Source organism: Paenibacillus allorhizoplanae (assembly GCF_927798215.1).
In the GTDB taxonomy this organism is placed as follows: Bacteria; Bacillota; Bacilli; order Paenibacillales; family NBRC-103111; genus Paenibacillus_E; species Paenibacillus_E allorhizoplanae.
This window is the reverse complement of record NZ_CAKMMW010000015.1, coordinates 30,475-50,759: the sequence shown is the minus strand read 5'-3', so window position 1 is coordinate 50,759 and position 20,285 is coordinate 30,475. Positions and strand designations below refer to the sequence as shown.

Genomic DNA, 20,285 nt, shown 5'->3' with positions numbered 1-20,285 from the left:
ATATAAAGGATGGTGAATTTATATTTATGAATGACATGATGGTTAGGAAACGGAAGCTTTTGAGTGGCATGTTATCTGTACTATTGCTGTTATCCCTGTGTCTGGCCATCATCCCTACACCTGCAGCCTCGGCAGCAGGATTGCCGCTATCGGAGGACTTCGAAAACTACGGCAACGCAACAACCGGCTATACCTCACCCGTTGGGAGCACTTCGACCAGCACCCAGCCATGGAAAGCTGTCGTCGGCGGCAGTACGAATTGGTCCATGGACGAGGAAGCCGCATCCGGTGGAGCAACACAGAATCATTTTCTCAAGCAGACAGATGCAACCACAGGAGTCACGTATGTAGTAACGAATGACCAATGGAGCGCAGCGACACCAGGCATCACGAACAGTGAGATCACTTTATCAGGTAAACTCAAGGTGACTGGCGCCAACAGCACGTATGCTGGACTCGTTGCCAGATACTCAGGCAGCGGAACGACGGCTACGTATTACCGTTTTACGATGAAGAAGAACTCATCCAGCTATCAGTTTTATCTTGAAAAAGTAACTGGCAACACGAAGATCAGCGTGCCCCAAACGGCAGGCACTCCGAATGCTAGCGGCGTTTCCGTCACGAACACGACGCTGAGCACCTCATTCGATAGTCTCGGCTACTTGCCTGTAAAGCTGCAAGTGATCCAAAACACGGATGACAGCCTAACGCTCCAAGGTTACTATGGCAGCACACTCATCCTCTCGGGAACAGACACGACCCCATACACATCCGGTCAAGTCGGCGTGTACAGTTATGCGGGCGCGACAGCTTTTGACGATATTCAAGTGGAACTCAAAACGGCCAAAGAAGACTTTGAAAGCTATGGCAATGCCACAAGCGGATACACGTCACCAGTTGGTAGCGCTTCCACCATTGCGCAGCCTTGGAAGATCGTCGTCGGCGGAAGCACAAGCTGGCAGATGGGGGAAGAGGCCGCCTCAGTCGGACTCAATCACTTCCTCAAACAAACAGACACCACAACAGGTGTCACGTATGTTCTAACGAATGACCAGTGGGGAGCAACGACCCCTGCAATCCAGACGGGTGACCTCACGCTAACAGGTAAGCTAAAAGTGACCGGTGCAAACAGTACGTATGCCGGACTCGTCGCCAGATACTCGGGCAGCGGCGCAACGGCGACGTATTACCGTTTTACGATGAAGAAAAACTCAACCAGTTATCAGTTTTATTTGGAAAAGGTGACAGGCAGCTCGAAGATCAGCGTGCCGCAAACGGCAGGAACGCCGAATGCTAGCGGTGTCTCCATCACGAACACGACGCTGAGCACCTCCTTCGACAGTCTCGGCTACTTACCGATGAAGCTCCAATCAACTCAGAACACGGATGGCAGCTTGAAGCTCGAAGGCTTTTACGGCAGCACGCTTATCCTTTCAGGAACAGACACGACACCTTATACATCAGGTCAAGTTGGTCTTTACAGTTATGCGGGTGCGACGGCATTTGACGATGTAACAGCAACGGCAACAAGTGGTTCAACATCATCTCCGACAGTACCAAGTGCCCCAACGAACGTAACGACGTCCCTACCTAGCACAGGTGCCGTGAACGTCGCATGGACAGCTTCGGCTACAGCAACTGGCTACAACGTGAAGATGGCGTCCAGTGGGAGCGGGCCTTTCACTACTGTGAACAGCTCACCGATCTCCACAACGAATTATACGGTGACTGGCTTAACGATTGGTCATACTTATTATTTCGTCGTTAGTGCTGTGAATACAGCGGGCGAAGGTTCGAATAGCACGCCAGCTATATCAGCGGTACCGCAAACCATTGCGAACTCGCCTGTCTCCGTAAGCAACTCAACCCAGCTTACGCAAGCCATTAATGCGGCGAACCCAGGTGCTGTGATTGAGCTGGAGAATGGGAATTATGCTTCCTTCAGCATCACAGGCAAACATGGCGATGCCAGCAGCCCGATCGTGATCAAAGCGAAGAACAAAGGGATGGCTGTTTTCAACGCAGGTCCGATTAAATTCACAGACAGCTCTTACATCACCATCCAAGATATGACGTTCGTCATGGACAGCACAGCGTCGAACTGGATTCGAATTACAGGTTGTAACCATATGCGGATCACGAACAATTATTTTCACTCACCAAGCTCAGCGACGGATGCAACCAAATCCAGCTGGGTGTACATCGATGGTTGGAATTCACATCACAACCAAGTGGACCACAATTTGATGGAGAATAAAAAGGATCGCGGCAAGTTTATACTCTTCGACGGCAACCGAGACACTGTAGCGGGTACGTACGAAATTACCCAGTACGATGTGGTGGAGTACAATATTTTCCGAAATACGCTGCCTCGTCAGGAAAATGAATCCGAAGGCATCCGCCTCGGTGTGACGGATCTGGTGCATTTGAATGCGTATGCGACGATTCAGTACAACATTTTCGATCATGTCGATAGTGACCCTGAATATGTCTCTGTCAAAAGCGGCGGCAATGTTATTCGCTACAACTATTTCATCGAATCTTTGGGCGAAGTGTCCCTTAGATCGGGGAACGGTTCTAGTGTCTATGGCAACATGTTCATTGGAAATGGTCGTGAAGTGCTTCCGACAAACCCAGATAGCCGAACGTTAGGTACAGGCGGTGTACGGGTATACGGCCAGAATCACAAGGTGTATAACAATTATTTTCAAGGGCTGACAGGGACGGAATGGGATGCGACGATTGCCCTTACAACGGGCGATAACGATAATTTGACACAGCCGATCCCGAGCAATAATCACTACATTGCCAAGAATGTTATGATCGCAAACAACACACTTGTGGACAACAAAAGCGGGATCGAGCTGGGATTTGTGCGCTACGGCATGGCTCCTCAGAATATAACTTTTGCCAATAATGTGGTGGTTGGTGGTCAGCAAGAACTTATTAAAATCATGACGTCAATCCCAGGCTTGAGCTGGTCTGGCAATATCATGTTCCCACAGCATGGTGTGCCGCTTATTACGGGGAATTCGGCAGCATTAGCGGAGTCGGAAGTGAAAGTTGCTTATCCGATGATGAAAGAAGCGGTGCTGAATTTGAGTCAGACCGATTATGCATGGCTTTGGACCTCAAGTGAGTATAGCAGACTCAGATCGATTCCGTATAAAAAGCTTGCAGCTAACAGCCCGACGATCAACAGCTCGGTTGGCAATTATGGCAGTGGCGGCGCACTGTCCTTCGTGACGGAAGATGTAGAGCACGAAGCAAGAGCGGGTGTTCCGGATGTCGGAGCAGATGAGTATACCTCTGATCTACTGACAGATCTTACAGCACCAAGCTGGAGCTCAGGCACACCGTTATCGCTTGGAGTCGTGACTCCACGTCAAGTAACGTTGAACTGGCCAGCGGCCAATGATGATACGAATATTGTTGGTTATCGTATTTATCGAAACGACGTTCTGTACGATACTACTTTTGCGAATGCAACCTCGTATACCGCAACTGAGCTTCTGCCAGGCACTTCGTATACGTTTAAAGTTGAAGCGATAGATCAAGCGAACCGCACAACTGTAAGTAATACCATCACTGCGACTACACCAGCTATGACAGGCATTACAATCTCAGGTGTACCTGCTAGTATTGCACTCGGCGGTGGAGTGAAGCAGCTTCTGGTAACGGCTCATTTCGCAGATTCATCAACGGAAGACGCAACTGCTGCAGGTTCTGTTTTTACAAGTAGTCTGGCAAGTGTTGTGTCGATATCGAGCAGTGGCGGCATTACCGGCGTTGGATTAGGAAGTGCCACCGTATCGGCATCGTATAACGGATTCACGTCTTCCGCCTTGACCATCACGGTACAAACACCTTCACAAACAACGAAGGTTGTGGATGCAGATACGTATGTGGACAGCGTTACATCGACCAATGCAAATACGAATTACAGTACAACAACAACGATGCTCATTCAAACAGATGGCGGGAAGCAGGCCGGTTACATGAAAGTAGCTATGCCGACCTTAACAGGTGCCATTGATACAGTTCATCTGCGATTGTATGTCGCAAGTGCACAGGCCGGAGCCGATCTCCTGCTCCATGGGATTGCCTCGGATAGCTGGGATCCAACGCTCATTACAGCGGCGAACCAGCCAGCAAGAGCATTTACTGATGTAGATGCAGGAGATATACCAGTAACTGCTGGCAGCTACGTGACATTTGACGTGACGAAGTATGTCCAAACCCAAAGTGACGGCACACTTAGCTTCCGGTTAACGATGGTGTCGGACGATAATCCAGCTACCGTATATACCAGAGAATATACGGATAGTAACAAGGCACCAACCCTTATTTTTACAACGATTACCCCGTAATTCAAACATAGAGAGAAAGCGTGGAGAGAAGCGATGCTGGACAATGTGGCGTTTCATAATACAGCGGAGTTGGAAACAAGTATGTATCTACCTGGTCTTAGGCTACAGCGTTTTCCCAAGCAGGTTCGTGAATCGCTAACCGACAAAGGCCGAACCAAAGCTGCCGAATCTAGCGGCTGTGAGATACGATTTGTGACAGAGGCTACGAACATCAGAGTGATGATTGCTGCGCAAGAAAAGAATGGACACGTGCTCGTTTTCAAAGGCGATTTGTTCCATGCTGCGTATGACTTGAAGGCAGGTGTCGTCACGACTTTACAATTGGAAGCACCAGAAAGATTTGCTGAGGTACCTTCGGAGTTACTGGATAATGTCGCGTTCTCTTCCAACGTTTGGCGTATCTATTGCGACCGGTTTACAGTGATTTTTTATGACATAGATGCTTATGGCTTTGCGATTAGGCCTCCTGAGCGTCAGGAAGTACCGCAATTGACCATGCTTGCCTATGGTTCGTCGATTACACAAGGGGCTGGCGCCTTGAGTCATTATAACGGTTATGTCCAGCAGACGGCTCGCCGCCTTGGGATCGATGTGTTGAATTTAGGTCTCAGCGGGTCTTGCTATTGTGAGCCGGAGTTGGCTGATCATTTGGCGGAGCGGGGAGATTGGGATTTGGCCTATCTGGAACTGGGCGTCAATATGAGGGGAACCGTGAGCACCGAGGAATTTCAGCATCGCGCGACTTATTTATTGGATGGGATCATCCGCAATCACCCTACGAAACCGATTCTTGTGACAACGATCTATTCGAATCGGGCAACGTATTTTCATGATACGGCACATCCGTTTAGCGTGGCTGAAAAGCAATTTAATGATGTGTTAAAACGGTACGTTGAGAGTCGTCAGCATGCGAATTTGACCCTTTTAGATGGGGCGCAGATCATGATTGATTTCACCTCTTTGACAAGTGATTTGATTCATCCCTCGGATTATGGACATAGTCGGATGGGGGAGCAATTGGCTGGGTTTTTACGACCTTCTGTGGATAAGTTGCGGGCTGCACAAGGTTGATCAACATATAAAAGGGTATTTAATAGGAGGAAGAAATCGTATGAATGGTTTAAATCTTACTGGAAATATTGCACTTGTTACAGGATCGAACGCGGGGATTGGACGGGCGATTGCTCAGGCTTTGGCTGCAAATGGGGCAAAGGTTGGCGTGAATTGTCTATCTAACATAGCTCAGGGAGAAGAAACGGTGGCGGCCATTCGTGCGGCTGGTGGGGAGGCCATTCTTGTGCAAGCAGATGTGACGGATCCCAATCAAATTGATCGGCTAGTAAACGAGGTTGAGCAGGCTTTTGGCGGCTCCATCGATATTCTGGTGAATAACGCAGGCCATTTAGTGCAGCGAGTGCCGAACGCAGAGATGACCGAGGATATGTATGAGCGCATCATGAATGTGAATTTGAAAAGCACGGTGTTTATGTGCAAAAGAGTGCTGCCCGGCATGAAAGCCAAAGGCGCCGGCCGCATAATTAATATGTCATCGGTTGCTGCCTACAACGGCGGTGGGCCTGGTTCTAGCATTTATGCGGCTAGCAAAGCTGCTGTGATGGCCTACTCGAAGGGGCTGGCGAAGGAAGTAGCGGTAAGCGGCATCACTGTAAATAACGTGTCACCTGGCTTTATCGGCAACACGATGTTCCACGCAACTTTCACGAGTGACGCAGCGCGTCAGGCTACCATCGGCGGCATTCCGCTTGGGCGCGAAGGCACACCAGAGGATGTGGCTGGGGCAGTTCTGTATTTGGCATCGGAGCTTGCTAGCTACCTGACAGGAGAGACGATTGAGGTTAACGGCGGGATGATGATGCGATGAGCGATGCCGTTAAGGTGAAGGAGTCAATGCGCGCAAAGGTGCAGCGCTTAGCTTGGGCGAGTGAGGTAGCGAACTCGCTGAAGAAAGAGATTGATGGGCTGCAGGCTAGCGGCAGCATGATCATACCACTGGAGCCAGGCGGTTGGTGGCACCAGTATGTGTGTCCGCAGCACCACACGGAGCTGCTGTTCGATCCTTCCGTAGCCGATGCGATGCAGTTTCATTGTCCGCACGGCTGTATGGTGGAAGGCGCCGAGTACCGAGGCGCCTGGCTGGTGTATAAGCACCAGCTGCTCGCGCGAATAGCGCTGCAAGCAGCTGCGGTTTATGCGGGACTGCGCGACTACGCCTATGCCGAGCTGAGCAAACAGCTGATCGTGGCGTATGCGGCGCAGTTTCCGCTCTATCCTGTGCATCCAGATGCGCAGCCTTGGATGCTGAAAGGGCGCGCATTTCATCAAGCTCTGACGGAGTCCATATGGTCTACGACGCTGATTCGCGCGTATGTCCTGCTGTTGGATGAAGGGGTAGTCTTTAGCTCAGATGAGCAGCACAAGGTAGATACGTTCCTTCATCTGCTGGAACAGAGCATGCGCGCGTATCGTGGGATTTTGATCCACGAGCGGAACAATGCGGAGAACAATTATACCGCTTGGCTGAACGCATCGCTCGCTTGTGTGTATGCCGCCCGGGGGGAGCGGCATGAGCTTGAAGCTTTAGTGGAAGCCGAGGGCGGCTTCCGGCATCATTTGTCGATCGGTGTGAAGCCCGATCAGTTGGAGTTCGAAGGCAGCACGTATTATCATGTTTTCGTGCTGCGAGCGTATATGATCTTCGCTGAGATGGCGAAGCGATGCGATAGAGATCTCTACGCGTGCGAGGGCTCGCTAGGCCAGTCCATGCGCGGCATGGTGGAGGCGCTAGTGGAGCTCGCCGATGATCAAGGCGTGCTGCCAGCGCTGCACGATGGTCCGATGGAGCGGCTGCCATACGCCCGCGAAATCGCGGAGGTAGTCGAGCTGGGGCTGAGCCACTATGCGGTGGAAGGACTCGAGCCGATTCTGCGCGAGGCGTATCGGCAGATGGGCTCCGCGGACGGCTCGCGCTGCGGGCTTGAAGCGCTGCTGTATGGCGCTACGGCATCCATAGCGATTCCCTCCGAGGCTCTTACGAAGTCGCGCGGTTCAAAGCTTTGGCCAGCATCTGGTTTTGTTGTCGGGAGACAAGTGGATAACCCGTTGTCTTTTCTTGTGGATTTTGGCGAACACGGTGGTGCTCACGGGCACCTAGATAAGCTGCACCTGACGTTGATGCATAAGGATCAGACACTTACGCCAGATTTCGGCGTAGTTCCGTATGGATCCACGCTGCGTCCGTGGTTTGGTGAGACCGCCAGTCATAACACGGTTTCACTAGGCGGTAAATCGCAAGCTGAGCATACGGGGCTGTGTATGCACTTTGAGCAAACAGAAGCAAGCACCTACGCGTGGCTGCAAAGTGACGCAGCCTACGAAGGCTGCAGACTGAATCGTCATCTCCTTTTAACAAGCGACTGGCTGTTGGATTGGTTTGAAGTCACGCTCTTGAGCGAGGATCTTCAGTCCATCGAGTGGTGGATGCATCCTATGGTCGATCCGTTGTCGGAGGAGCTGAAGGAGCTCTCTTTTGCAGATAAAGTCCAGTATCCACCTATTCACATCCAACCAAACTTGCCAGACTTGCCTATCGTGGGGCGCTTTTTCCCTGAAGCATCGAATGTTAGCATGAAGTATGTACTTATGCACGGTGTCCAGATCCATCAAACGGCATTGATGCTACCTGACCAAGAGCTGCTGACGGTTCGAACGCCAGGCCATTCCATCGACTCTAGCGTACCACTGACTGCGTTGCTGCATCGCCAATCTAGTAAACAGGCTAGCTTCATCCATGTGTATCGGATTGGAGCGGGGGCGATGCTAGGACTTATCGCAAAGGATCACATTGGTATTACCGCAGATGGTCGCACGACGACCGTTCAACTTTTACCAGAAAAAGGGCTGCTGATTGTTTAGCGGCTCTTTTTTGCTAGGGAAGGCATCATCTTGGTGGGATTTGACAGTCCTTCTGAGGAGTAAGTATGATGGGATTACAAAGGACGGTGGAGCCCATGAATACGTTGCAGGAGCCTCGCAAGCGGGAAGAACGGCATGTCATTAGTACTCTTGAAATTGTGGATGTGGGCACAGGGGAACGTCACGTATTGGCTGAATTCGATGATCTAATTGAGGCGCCGAACTGGACGAGTAATGGTGAGCGTCTCATTTACAACCGGAGAGGCTTGCTCTACGCTTACGAAATGGTTGCAGGTGAAAGCAAAGTCATCGATTCTGGCTATGCGAATTGGTGTAATAATGATCATGTGCTGTCCCCGGATAATTCGCAGATTGCGGTTAGTCATCATACGGAAGAAGACGGGCAGTCACGCATTTATGTGCTTCCGTTAGCTGGTGGTCAGCCTACATTGATTACAGCAATGGCCCCAAGCTATCTGCATGGGTGGTCTCCGGATGGCCGTGAATTATCCTATTGTGCAGAGCGGAATGGTGTTTACAATATTTATACGATTCCCGTTCAGGGTGGTGTGGAGCGACAGCTGACAGATGTCCCTGGACTTGATGATGGTCCTGAATATTCGCCAGATGGTCAGCATATCTGGTTCAATTCCACACGATCCGGCTTGATGCAGGTATGGCGAATGAACGTGGACGGCAGTGAGCAGACGCAAATGACAGATGAGCAGAGTAACAATTGGTTTCCTCACGTATCCCCAGATGGGAATACGGTTGCTTATATTGTTTATCGTGAAGGAGATGTCGAGCCTAATGCGCATCCCCCGAATAAAGAGGTTGAAATTCGATTAATGGCGAGTACGGGAGGCCCTTCTCGGACCTTAGTTTCGCTGTTTGGCGGACAAGGGACAATTAACGTCAACTCGTGGTCACCCGATAGCCAGAAATTAGCGTTTGTCAGCTATAAATTGAAGAAGTAGGTAGAGCTTTTTAGAAACGGTAGGTCCTTCGATACGTCGAGGGGCTTATTTTTATTTTACTTTTAAACATGCGGCTCATATAAAAAGCGTTCTGATACCCGCACTGCTCAGCGATGTCCTCTAGCGTTAGATCGGTGTCGACGAGTAAGGCGCGTGCCTTTTGAAGCCGAAGTGTGGTGGCGTAAGCAATGGGCGAAAGCTTGTACACCTGCTGAAAACGTCTGGTTAACTGCGAAGCGCTGAGGCCTAGCTCCTTCGCAAGGTCTTGCAATTGAAAGTGAGCTCCGAACGCATGCTGCTCAATATAAGCAAGAGCTCGGTAGGTAATCGGGTCTGTTTTGTCCTGCTGGTAGGACGGGATATGGTCTTGTTCTTTCTCAATTTGGAACAGAAGATCCGTGATTAAGTGGTTTGCGTAGGCTCCATTTTTATCGGAAGGCTCATCGGATAGCTGTCGCAAATAAGTGAAGGTGGACGTTAAACGCTGAATATCTCGGATTATAATTTTGCCATGGGAATACGTGCGCTCTGAACTGAATTCTATGAAAATAAAGGAGAGAGGTGAGGTTACTTTACGCTTTAATAATGTGCCTGGCGGACAAATGACAAGCTCACCAACCGATACATCTTGGAAATCTCCTTCTGCATTGGTGCTTAAGTTGTAAGAGAATCCACCGGATTGGGGGGCAAGCAGGACCCAGTCTTTATACATATCTTCTTCCATCATAAAGCTATCCCTAATTCCGCTGCAATAGTATCGAATCATTTGGATAGGTGGCATCGCAATTCACCTTTCTAAGTGAAGTGTCATTTGCAAAAAAGTATATGAAATATCATAAACCAGTGCATGTGCAATGTAAATAACTCGGAGTACTATTAAGTCATGGAAGCAAATACAAGCAACAAACAAAGGAGATTACACCATGAAAAAAATCAACATTCTTACCACAGAACAGATCCAAAGTTATAACGAGAAAGGCTATCTTGTGCTGCGAAATGTGTTCAGCGAGCAAGAAGCCATCGTGCTTCAAGCGGAATGCGACAAGCTCCTCACGCTAGAGGCGTACACAGCACCGAATAATGTTCGAGCAGGGCACAAAGGGTATGCAAACGGTGAAGTGAAAATTGAACGATTGGACCCGGTTCATGATATTTCTGCGGTGTTCGCGGATTTAGTGAAGGATGAGCGGATTCTAACGCCGCTTCGTGACATATATTTGGATGAGCCGCAGCTGTTTAAAGATAAACTGATCTTCAAGCTGCCAGGGGCAAACGGCTACAGTATGCATCAGGATGCTGCATGGTGGCAAGGCTTCCCGATCGAGGGGCTTATCAGCGTGATGGTTGCGATTGACGGGGCTACCGTTGTGAATGGCGGGCTGGAGTTGTTCCCAGGGTACCACGAGCGTCTTCGCTCAACGCCAGGGGAACTTAGGAATATGAACGCGCAGGAAATCGCGGAAATCGACCCTAGTACGGGTGAAATCGTTGAGACGAAGCCGGGTGACGTCATTATTTTCCACTCCTTCACACCGCATCAAAGTGGAACGAATACATCGGATAAAAGCCGCAAGCAGCTATTCCTAACGTACGCACCAGCGAAGGATGGCGACCTGTATAAGGCGCATTACCAGCACTACAAGCGCTATGCTTTGAAGGGCAAGGATTTGAGTCAGTATTATTTCTTGTAGTCGTTGAACTTATTTACAAGTACAGGCATACACTTACACCCTACAAGTAGGTTCTTTATACGTACAAGATACACGTACGCACTTACAAGTTACGCCATCCACAAGAACGCCGAGATACGCACGACCTCACACACGCAGTAGATGGAAAAAGTACAGTTAATACTCAGGAAAATCGCAAATATATCCATTTAAATGGAAAATATACAGCTAATTCTCGTGTTTGAGTGCGATAGCCAAGATTCTGCCGATATTACATGTAGGATTTCCAGTTATTTCCCTAAATCAGTCAAATGGTACTGAATTAGCTACAGGAAATCCAGTTATTTAAAAAATGCACGAATAGCTACCAGCTAAATTGACCTGTATCTAGATAATCAGGACTAGTCATTCATCAATAATTTCCTTATAATTACATTTAAGTGACGAAGAACGTCCCGTTCCATTCTATTTGAATGGATGCGGGGCGTTTTCTGTTTATTTAGAAGGAGATGAGAAAAATGAATGTAGTGGAAGAGCATAACGTGTTTATTCGGAAGCATTTGGACAACCGTAGTGGGGAGCGGCGCGGCAGATTGGAGAGAGGACATGGGCATGGGGAGGCGCTTTTTGCGAAACAAATTTGGTGGACTTTACGTGGGGACTTCGAGCATCTTCACCCTGAATATGAGGTGCTTGATTGGCGTGGGCGCTCGTACTTTGCGGATTTTGCGTGGTTGCCAGGCTTTGTGAAGCTGCTGATAGAAATAAAAGGCTATACCTCGCATGTTCGTGATCTGGACAGGCAGAAATTTTGCAATGAATTGAATCGCGAAACGTTTCTTTATGCGATGGGGTATCAAGTCATTTCCTTCGCTTATGATGATGTTGAACAAAGGCCGGAGCTCTGTATAGCCTTGCTGCGAATGGTGATGGCGAGATATCAAGCGAGTGCAACGCCAGTTCTACGCGCCCACATGGCAGAAAAAGAAGTCCTTCGTCTCGCCGTTCAGCGTGCAGAGCCGATTCGGCCGAAGGATGTGGAGCAGCATTTTGATATTGATCATCGGACTGCGGTCATGATGCTTAAGAAGCTTTGCTCGAAAGGTATGCTCACACCTGCCTATAGTGGAAAGGGGCAGCGTATCGTGAAGTACGCATTAGCCGGGAGTGGCTTTCTTGCTCACATAGATTAATGGAAAACGTACAGTTAATTTATCGCAAAATCTTCGAGTTTTCCAATTAGATGGAAATTGTACAGCTAATTTCAGTGAAAACGACTAGATGTGCCCGATAGGCAGAGAATAGATGGACTTTGTCCATCTATTCTCAATAATCAGACTAAAGCAGCTGAATTAGCTGGATGAAATCCAGTTATTTCGCAAAACTTGGCTAATCAAAAAAAACAGCCACCCCCGGTATCTAACCCCCGAGATCGGCTGTTTCCATACTTTTTTACAATCCCAACAAAAACGGTACAACCATATCAGCAATCCGTCGATGACCAGCCTCATTCGGATGCAAGCCATCCGATGTGAAGTGGGGCAGTGTCAGCTTGTTTAATCCGCTTTCCGCGTACAGATTAAGCACAGGCAGCCCGTACAGCAAGCCAATCTGTTTAATAGCCTCGACATAATCAAGGAGACGATGACCAGCCGCGTTGACATAGAAAATGTCATATTGATCCTTATCTCGCTGCAGCGGGGTCCATAAACTCAACCGGCATTTCGGATTTTTCGTCAAAATGTCCTCAATCAACGTGGCATACGCACCGTGAAAAGTAAACACGTCCTTACTCCCTAACTCCCCGACCGGCTTATCTAGACGAAAATCATTCACACCAGCGAAGATGGTGACGCAATCTAAGGCAGTGTCGATCATCCGACCAACATGAGTCGTCGCTCCATAGTCACGATCACCGCCAGCTGTCATGGGACAGCCACTTTTGCCATAGTTGATCACGCTTGCGAAACCTAGCGCTTCCTTCACTAGCGGCTGATAGCCGCCAGCTTCGGTAATGCTGTCTCCGAGGGTACCCCAGGTTTTTCCTGCCCATTTGTTAAGCAAGGTAGTAATCCCCTTTCAATTAATTCTCTTCTTCATAATGAACAGACCCGACAGGGACCTCTTGATCTGCATATGCGAGTCCTGGATTATCTCCCAGATAGGCACCTTGCTCGATCAATTTGCGCTGCAATTCAGGGATGGACACCTCACGGAAGCCAATATCCTTAACGCTCGCCATCGATGCAGCAACGCCTGCAGCTTCACCCATAGCGAAGCAATTGGGCATTACGCGAAGAGAACCTTGCACTGGACGATCAGACGAAACAGAGCGTCCTGCGACGATGAGATTCGATTTGCCTTGCGGAAGCATACAGCGATAAGGCACGCCGTGGGATTTTCCTTTTGGCAAATGCTTAATCGTCATTGTAGATCCGGCATTCGCCAAGTGGATATCAATAAAGTAGGAATTACGGGCAATATCGTCCTCGAACGTGCGCATCGAGAGGAAATCATCCACGACAAGGGTGTAGTCCCCTTGGATACGGCGGGTTTCGCGAATACCGATTTGATCGCCGGAATGGACAAGGAAAATATGCTCAAAGCCAGGCACATATTTCTTCAAGAATCGGATTTGTGTATCAATCAACTGACGTCCTTCGATCGCGGCACGCGTTAAATCCTCTGCTTTTGTTCCGTCGATATTGAAGACGTGGCCGAAGTTAAAGCCAACTACGGAATTCGAAATCCAAGCCATCCCTGAAATGCGCTTGCGTCCTTCTGGCAGTTCACCATTTTGCTGGGCTAAGGTCACGAGTTCTTCAAGCTGCGGATGCTGTCCTATATCAGCGAGAAATTGACTGAAACGATTCTTATCTGCACCCGTAACGACATAGCACATCGTACCCGGCTGAAGCTCACCATTTTCGCCCCCAACTTGAAAAGGAACCCCAGCTAATGCTGCAAGATCCGCATCTCCGGATGCGTCAATGTACAGCTTCGCTTGCACGACGGACCGGCCGGATTTATTGCTAATGACAAGCCCGCTGATGCGATCCCCATCAAGCAGCACTTGATCAGCAACGGTATGGAATAGTACTTGTGCACCGCTGGCAAGTACTTCGGCATCATAGACACGTTTGAGCGTTTCCACATCGATCGGAACCCAGTCCAGCAATTGTTCATAACGGTTAAGGAAATCCTCACCAGCTGCGTGTTTCATTTTTTCTAATAAATCGAGGCCAATACCACGAATAACAGGCTTTTCTCCATCGGTATATGGGCAAAATGCAGGTACAAGTGCAGCAGTTCCCATGCCGCCTAGGTAGCCCCTTTGCTCGATTAAGAGCGTGCTGGCACCATTACGCGCTGCCGCAATTGCAGCGGCAATACCAGTAGCACCACCGCCAACAACGACGACATCAGGGGTGTGACTGACAGTTAACTTTTGAGCAGGTATGGTTACGGTTAAGTTGTTAGTAGATGAGTTAGTCATTCGAATTTTCCTCCTAGTGGGTGGACATTGGCGAGTCTAAACCGCCGCAGTGTTTTCGCGTTACATATTCAGAAAGCCTTTGTTTTCATTATAGATCGCTGTAACGAAGGAACTAGTTTAATTTTTGTTTCATCCAAAAAGTAAGCGTGATATAGTGGACATGAATAAGTCATGTCAGTTATGTCTTTTAACTTTTGTCCGTTATAAACAATGTATTGGAGGTGTAATCAACCCCATGCCAACCCGCAAAGCAGTCACAATGAAAACAATCGCGATCGAGCTTGGCTTAACGGTGCAAACCGTGAATAAAGCGCTGAAGGGCAAGCATGGCATGTCGGAGGCGACTCGCCAACTCATTGTCCAAACAGCCGAGAAGCTCGGCTATTACACGATGGACCAGATCCGCAGTTTAAGGATGGATCACATTGCGCCTTACCCGAATGAGCGCCTGCGTTTTCTGCTTGTTCAGACAGCAGAGTCCGTGTCATATAACCGCTTGCTGCTGCAAGGCCTGCAAGATCGATTCTTCTCCTTCGGACATCGCATTGAGCTGCTCATGCTGCCGCAGCGCTTAAAACAAGAGAAGATGGCAGCTTGGCTAGAGGAAGCAGGAGTCCTATATGCAGACGGTATATTCATTGCGCCGAGCATTTTGCCTCAGGAGTGGGAAACGGTGCTTTTTGAGCTTCCCATTCCCCGAATTCTCTTAAGTTTTCCACCGTCGGGTGTCAAAATTGACAGTGTTATCTGGGATGTCTACGAAGCGACTTGCCAGGCTGTGGCTTATTTGCGAAGTCAAGGGCACGAGCGGATTATGTATGTGGGTGACATCCTTATGCAGCGAGGATCTATTCTGCGTTGGCAGGCGTTTGGTTATGCGATGCAAGCCTCTGGCATCACGATCTCGCCTTCCGCGCATTGCATAGGCCCACGTGACAGTAATATGGAGTGGCATAACGAACTCCTCAATCAAATTCAACAACAACAGCCAACTGCCATCATTTGCGGCATCGATCATGAAGTGCCTGTGGTCTATGACACCTGCAAGGTGCTTCAGCTCCGAGTTCCAGACGAGATTTCGTTAGTTGGTTTCCTCAATGAACAACCTGAAGTATTGCCGGAATTTACACGTCCGCTTCTTCCGATCTCACAAACGGGATATCGCGCAGCGGATCGGATGCTGTGGCGGATTGCCAATCCGACATTGCCTTTTGAACATATTCGCATTCAAGGTGAGTTCCATATTGGTCTTACAACTGCAGGGATCTCATCTTAAGCCAGCCTAGTCGTACCTTAAGATCGCACCAGAAATCATAAGATCCTCCTATGTCTCATGGCTTTGTCCAAGCTATAATATAGAGAACTGCGATTAGGGAGGCCGACACCAGATGTATAAACTTGTCATTGTGGACGATGAACCGACAGTACGTTTCGGGTTAAGTAATTATTTTGACTGGAAGGCATATGGGATTGAGGTTGTAGGCGAAGCAGATGATGGTGACGTAGCGCTTGAGGTGATCGAGCGTGAAAAGCCAGATCTTGTCCTAACCGACGTGCGAATGCCCAATATGGATGGGATTCAGATGTCCAACCAGTTAAGTGAACGCTTTCCTCATATCAAAATTGTGTTCGTTAGCGGTCACGATGATGCTGAGTATTTGAAATCTGCGTTGAAGGTTAAAGCGGTTGATTATATGTTTAAGCCTGTCAATTTGGGCGAATTGGAGATAGTTATCGAACGGTTAGTAAGCTCTCTCAATGCTGAGCAGCAAGAGCGCAAGCTTATTGAAGATATGCAGGTCAAGCTCATACAGAGCATGCCCCTGCTGCAGGAGAAATTCCTTATGTCATTGATCCGGGAAGGTGTTATTTACCCGTCACGTGTGCAGGATCGTATAGATTTCCTTAATTTGCAGCTGCCAATGGAGGGAGCCTATTGGGTCATTGCTATTCGGATCGATGATGCCACTGAAGTTGCACAAACGCGGTCCGAGAGAGACCAACAGCTGCTATCCTATTCGGTTCTGAATATTGTGCAAGAGTTGATTGAGCGAAAGATTGGCGGCTATGTTTTTGAAAATCAGATCGGCGAATTCGTAGGAATTCTTCGTATGGCTCAGGAAGATGATCAGGAAAGCTTGCTGTTCACCCTAGCAGAGGAAGTCCGCGAAAGCCTTCATAATTATTTGAAAATCAGCGTTACGATCGGGGTAGGTGAACGGATTTCCAGACTTGCCAGTCTGCCGCAATCCTATTCGCAAGCGAAGGAAGCGGCCGATCAACGATGGTTTTTAGGCAAAAACCAGATCATTTCCATGGACAATTTGGAACAAGCCGAGGAGAGTGTGTATCGGTTTGATGCCTCACAGCAGGAGCGTATCGTCTCATCCTTGAAGTCTGCAGATACCTTGAAAGTGCAGGAAGAGTTAAACGAGATGTACAATGCCCTGTCACGTAATCGGACAAATGGAATTGCTTATGGACGTAACATCAGTCTACAATTGCTGCTTCTAGCCAGTCGAATCTTGTTGGAGCTGCATGTGCAGAAGCAAGATCTGGAAAGCAAAGAAAACGAGCTCATGGCCAAAGTGTTTCAGCAAGAAACGTTAGGTGCTTTACATCGTCTTGTTGACGTGTTTTTGGTCGAGGTATGTGAACGCATTGGGGATAAACGAAATGGTAAATCCAAAAATGTGATCGAACGAACACGGGCGATTATCGATAAACGGTATGCGGAGAATTTGCAAGTAGGCGATATCGCGACGGAAGTATTCCTGTCTACGACGTATTTGTGTTTGCTTTTTAAACAAGAAACTGGGGAAACGATTAACGAATATATGACCAAGGTTCGCGTGGAGCGGGCGAAAGAGCTACTGAAGGATCCCGCCAATAAGTTTTATGAAGTATGCTATGCGGTGGGGTATTCGGATCCTAGTTATTTTAGCAAAATATTCAAAAAATATACGGGATATACACCGAGCTCCTTCCGTGAGCAAGTCATGTAAAGAGAGTAGGGTTCATCATGCATGTCAAGAACAGAGGCTGGACGTTTATAACGATGATTTTCAAAAGTGTTCTTGCAGCAAGGCTATGGCTGATCGCCTATGCGGTGTTGATTATTATTCCAGCTTCTATTTTTCTATACGTCTATTCCCAGCGTTACTCGCACATTCTGGAAGAAGAAGTGACTCGCTCAATGCTTCAAACGTTGAAGCAGGCTGAAATTAATTTGGATCATCAGTTCGATAACTTGCGGGATACGTCGAATTCGTTGTTTACGAATCTTAAGCTAGTGGATTATTTAAATAACTCGTCCTCCTACAGCGAACAAATTGATGCATTAAAAGAAATGCGGTTATTAATTGATAATATCCAGACCAATACGAATGTGTTTCGTGTTCGACTATATGTAGATGAGAAAAAGCTATTTTCTCATGAGAAAGTAAATTTTTTCACAATTGAAACGCTCATGACACGTCCTTGGTATGAGAAAGTAAAGAATGCTAGCGGTCATCTCGTTTGGACTGGTGTTTATGAGGAAAAGTTTATTGAAAATCCTGAGGATACCAAATTCATATTCTCAGGCATTCGCCTCCTAAGAGACCCAAATCATTTCGACAGTGTATCCGGATACTTATCCCTAGACGTAGAAGCGAAGACGCTTGAAAATATCGTCGCAGGCATATCACTGAACAAAGACCAGAGTGTCTTTATTGTTGCTCCGGATGGCTCCATTGTGTTTCACAGCGATAAATCCTTACTAGGGACTAAGTTAGAATCGAAATCGGTTCTACAGGTAATTGAAGCAAATAAGGAAGGTGTATCGCCAATTGTTGAGAATGATACGCAACAATATGTCGTTTACACCACAGTAGACGCCACAGGTTGGAAGCTTGTAGCTGAGGTTCCGAAGAAGGGCATCAACTCACGGGCTGCCTCGTTAAATCAATTTTCGAGTGTAGCTACGTTAACAGGGGTGACGATACTATTCCTGATCCTCGTTTTCATTTTATTAGCCTTTATCGTACGAGGGATGAATCGACGCGTTCAGACGGTTATTAAAGCCATTAAACGTGAAGGTGTGGCTGGTCTGGAAGAAAGGTCTGTCTCATCGGATGGTGATTTTAATCTGCTAGAAAAAAGTGTGGATCATCTCATCCATCGTGTGAAAGATTTAATGGAGGAAACCTATAGATCTAAGGTGCAAGAGCGTGAGGCGCAGTTACGTGCTCTGCAAGCGCAGATTAATCCCCATTTCCTCTACAATACATTGGATACGATTAATTGGATTGCCATTGGACATAAAGCGCACGATATTAGCCAAATGATTGACGGACTTGCTCGTTATTTTAGGCTTAGCTTGAATAAAGGGAAAGATGTCGTAACGGTTACAGATGAGCTGGAACTTGCGAAAGTATACTTAGAAATTCAGCAGACGCGTTTTCCCAAAAGCTTCGAGTTCGTGTTCGAGCTAATTGGGAAGGATGAATCGGATGAAACCCCGAAAGTAGGACTTACATTAGAATCGTATCTCATTCCTAAGCTCACTTTGCAGCCGATTGTAGAAAATGCGCTGCTTCATGGCATACGTAAATCAAAAGGGAAAACAGGTAAAATTACGATTCGCGCTTCTATAGAAGGGGATGATCTGCTTCTGTCCGTTACCGATGATGGTATTGGTATGGATCCTGATTTTGCCCAGACCTTGCTAACAGAACCTAGACCAGCCATGCGAACAGATGGTTCTGGAAGCTCCTATGGCTTATACAACGTAAATGAACGAATTCGTTTGTTCTCGGGTGAATCCTACGGGTTGAGCATCCAATCTCAGCTTGGGGAAGGAACCACGATCACAGCAAGATTTCAATTGCAACGGCAAATCATAGAATCAAGCAGCTAGCACCACCAATCTCATTGTGCCGAGCGTCGAAAGGAAGGATAAGATTGGTTACGGAGTCCATCCTAAATCAAGATTTGAGACCGCATATTAGATATGCGGATCTGTTACATTTTAAACAGTGGAATACGCATGCAAGAATCATAACGGATTATTTGTTGCTTTATGTACAAGACGGTTCAGCACAATTAACTATTGATGCGAATACGTATCTATTGAAGCCTGGGCAGTTCAGTTTGATCCAGCCTGGTGTTGTTCATCAGCTCGAATCGGAGTCGCCATTGACGGTCATGGCGCTCCACTTCGAGCTGTTTCCATCTGGAGGTGGCGAGCGACTTCCTATGATTGTGCCTTTGGAGCGAGGCACTCATCCTGAATTGGTTAATTTACAACCAGATTTAACAACTTTTGCTGATATTGCCGTTCCTGTTGTGTTTAAGTCTTCTAGGAATGAGTGGATGGCAGATGTCTTTCTGCAAATTATCGAGCACTGGAACCGTCAACATGCACTGGCAAGGCTTCAAGCGCATGTGTATGCCGCGGACATTATTCTGGAGTTACTAAAAGAATACACATCCCAAGACAGCTCTGAATATAAAAACGCCATCTCCTTAAACTGGGTGCCCGCGTACATGCAGTATCGGTTATCTGAACCGCTTTCGGTAGAGGAAATGGCTCGTAAAGCTTTCATGTCTCGTTCCTATTTTTCCATGCTATTCCGAAACCAATTCGATATGGCGCCTCATCAATACTTGCTTAAACTAAGACTCGAATATGCGACAGAGCTTTTACGAGGCACCTCGATGCCGCTTCAAAACATCGCCGACAGCTGTGGGTTCTCGAGTGTGCACCATTTTTCAAAAATGTATAAACTTCGCTTCGGATGTCCGCCAAGCCATAGGAGACATAAACAATGAAAAAGACGTTTTGATACATTTATTA

14 protein-coding genes are annotated in these 20,285 nt (G+C 47.9%); 11 read left to right on the top strand and 3 right to left on the bottom strand.

Going from position 1 to position 20,285, the window contains the following annotated elements; genetic code table 11:
• The first annotated feature begins 68 nt into the window (after positions 1–68).
• From L6I86_RS22230 to L6I86_RS22210, 5 genes are all read left to right on the top strand, one after another.
• Complete coding sequence (locus L6I86_RS22230; protein ID WP_236290615.1) at positions 69–4,370, top strand: chondroitinase-B domain-containing protein; 4,302 nt, start codon at positions 69–71, stop codon at positions 4,368–4,370.
• 33 nt (positions 4,371–4,403) lie between these two features.
• Positions 4,404–5,441: an SGNH/GDSL hydrolase family protein gene (locus L6I86_RS22225; protein WP_236290613.1), complete on the top strand. Its 1,038-nt coding sequence runs from the start codon at positions 4,404–4,406 to the stop codon at positions 5,439–5,441.
• A 40-nt stretch (positions 5,442–5,481) separates the two neighbouring features.
• The gene (locus L6I86_RS22220) at positions 5,482–6,252 is read left to right on the top strand and encodes an SDR family NAD(P)-dependent oxidoreductase (RefSeq protein ID WP_236290611.1); all 771 of its coding nucleotides are present in this window, start codon (positions 5,482–5,484) and stop codon (positions 6,250–6,252) included.
• Positions 6,249–8,303: a heparinase II/III domain-containing protein gene (locus L6I86_RS22215; protein WP_236290609.1), complete on the top strand. Its 2,055-nt coding sequence runs from the start codon at positions 6,249–6,251 to the stop codon at positions 8,301–8,303. Before L6I86_RS22220 ends, L6I86_RS22215 begins: the two co-directional genes overlap by 4 nt.
• A 68-nt stretch (positions 8,304–8,371) precedes the next feature.
• The gene (locus L6I86_RS22210) at positions 8,372–9,280 is read left to right on the top strand and encodes a TolB family protein (protein ID WP_236290607.1); all 909 of its coding nucleotides are present in this window, start codon (positions 8,372–8,374) and stop codon (positions 9,278–9,280) included.
• Between the two features lie 10 nt (positions 9,281–9,290).
• Here the strand turns inward: L6I86_RS22210 and L6I86_RS22205 are convergent, their stop codons facing one another.
• The gene (locus L6I86_RS22205) at positions 9,291–10,061 is read right to left on the bottom strand and encodes a helix-turn-helix domain-containing protein (RefSeq protein WP_236290605.1); all 771 of its coding nucleotides are present in this window, start codon (positions 10,059–10,061) and stop codon (positions 9,291–9,293) included.
• Positions 10,062–10,203: 142 nt separating this feature from the next.
• On the opposite strand from L6I86_RS22205, the gene L6I86_RS22200 reads away from it, so the two are divergent.
• Positions 10,204–10,971 carry a phytanoyl-CoA dioxygenase family protein gene (locus L6I86_RS22200; RefSeq protein WP_236290603.1) on the top strand — a complete coding sequence of 256 codons (768 nt, stop codon included), beginning with the start codon at positions 10,204–10,206 and terminating at the stop codon, positions 10,969–10,971.
• A 497-nt stretch (positions 10,972–11,468) separates the two neighbouring features.
• Positions 11,469–12,143, top strand: coding sequence for a hypothetical protein (locus L6I86_RS22195; protein WP_236290602.1), 675 nt, complete (start codon positions 11,469–11,471; stop codon positions 12,141–12,143).
• 259 nt (positions 12,144–12,402) lie between these two features.
• Here the strand turns inward: L6I86_RS22195 and L6I86_RS22190 are convergent, their stop codons facing one another.
• Positions 12,403–13,014, bottom strand: a complete 612-nt coding sequence (locus L6I86_RS22190) for an SGNH/GDSL hydrolase family protein (RefSeq protein WP_236290600.1) — start codon at positions 13,012–13,014, stop codon at positions 12,403–12,405.
• A gap of 19 nt (positions 13,015–13,033) precedes the next feature.
• Positions 13,034–14,446, bottom strand: a complete 1,413-nt coding sequence (locus L6I86_RS22185; protein ID WP_236290599.1) for an FAD-dependent oxidoreductase — start codon at positions 14,444–14,446, stop codon at positions 13,034–13,036.
• A gap of 235 nt (positions 14,447–14,681) precedes the next feature.
• Between L6I86_RS22185 and L6I86_RS22180 the strand changes: the two genes are divergently transcribed.
• The 4 genes from L6I86_RS22180 (at position 14,682) to L6I86_RS22165 (ending at position 20,260) form a co-directional block, all read left to right on the top strand.
• Entirely contained in the window at positions 14,682–15,722 is a 1,041-nt protein-coding gene (locus L6I86_RS22180; protein WP_236290597.1) for a LacI family DNA-binding transcriptional regulator, read from the top strand.
• A gap of 112 nt (positions 15,723–15,834) precedes the next feature.
• Positions 15,835–17,451 carry a response regulator gene (locus tag L6I86_RS22175; protein ID WP_236290595.1) on the top strand — a complete coding sequence of 539 codons (1,617 nt, stop codon included), beginning with the start codon at positions 15,835–15,837 and terminating at the stop codon, positions 17,449–17,451.
• 17 nt (positions 17,452–17,468) lie between these two features.
• On the top strand, positions 17,469–19,346 hold the full coding sequence (locus L6I86_RS22170; protein ID WP_236290593.1) for a cache domain-containing sensor histidine kinase: 1,878 nt from the start codon (positions 17,469–17,471) through the stop codon (positions 19,344–19,346).
• Between the two features lie 44 nt (positions 19,347–19,390).
• On the top strand, positions 19,391–20,260 hold the full coding sequence (locus tag L6I86_RS22165) for an AraC family transcriptional regulator (RefSeq protein WP_236290591.1): 870 nt from the start codon (positions 19,391–19,393) through the stop codon (positions 20,258–20,260).
• Positions 20,261–20,285 lie beyond the last annotated feature (25 nt).